This window comes from Vibrio sp. 1401, assembly GCF_033340295.1.
Window position 1 is genome coordinate 1 of sequence record NZ_JAWOWF010000226.1, and the last position, 853, is coordinate 853.

At 48.7% G+C, this 853-nt stretch carries 1 pseudogene; it reads right to left on the reverse strand.

The annotated features are described in order from the left end of the window. Window positions 1-853, reverse strand: a pseudogene (locus R7Z77_RS24735) (AAA family ATPase); the annotation flags it as partial.

Sequence of the window (853 nt, forward strand, 5' to 3'; positions counted from 1 at the left end):
GAATGCCGCTCGTTGAAGAATCAAACTCGTCAAATCCAACGTCTAAATCACCATCATCGCCGATACCGGCAAATGGATCTTCGCCGTCATCGCCTTCTAAGTTGAAGTCTAGTTCTTCGTCATCTAGGTTCGCGAAGACATCCTCTTCAAGCTCTGCTTTCTCATCCTGCTCTAACAGCGGTTCAGAGTCATCATCACCAAACAAGTCATCATCTAGGCTGAGCTCATCATCAAGTTGGTCAGCTGCGGCTAAACCAATTGGAGCCGCAAGCGGATCGATATCTTGTGTCTGCTGCTGCGCTGCTTCCTCTTCTTTCGATTTCGAGCGACGACCAAGTAGCATGACAACCAACAACGCTAGCAGTGCCCCGGGAATCAGAGCTGCAAGTCCGACTAGCCAACCATTGGATAGAATCTTATCCATCGTACTTGGTTGCATGCGTTGCTGCTCAGCAACACGTTGGCGCTCTTCTGCCAACAGCTTTTCCACTTCCGAACGAATGCGCTCTTCGTCGTTAAGCTCGCTTTTGAGTGTTTCAACTTCGCTCTGAACTTGAGACAACATGAGGCGCAGACGATGGTTTTTCTCTTCTAGTGATTCAAGCTCACTTTGCGAGCCCTGCAGCTTGTCTTTTAGATCACTAACCTGCTTTTCACCTTTCGGTGACGTCGAAACTGGTGGCACGTTTGCTGTCGTTTCAACAGGTTTAACTGGTTCAGGTTTTGGTGGAGTAACAACTGGCGGTTTTGGCGCAGTCGGCTCTGCAACAGGTTTAGGTTTAACCTCTATCTGTTTAACTGGAGCTGGCTTTTCTGGCTTGGGTTGTTTTAGTCGTAACTCATGCGCCTTCAT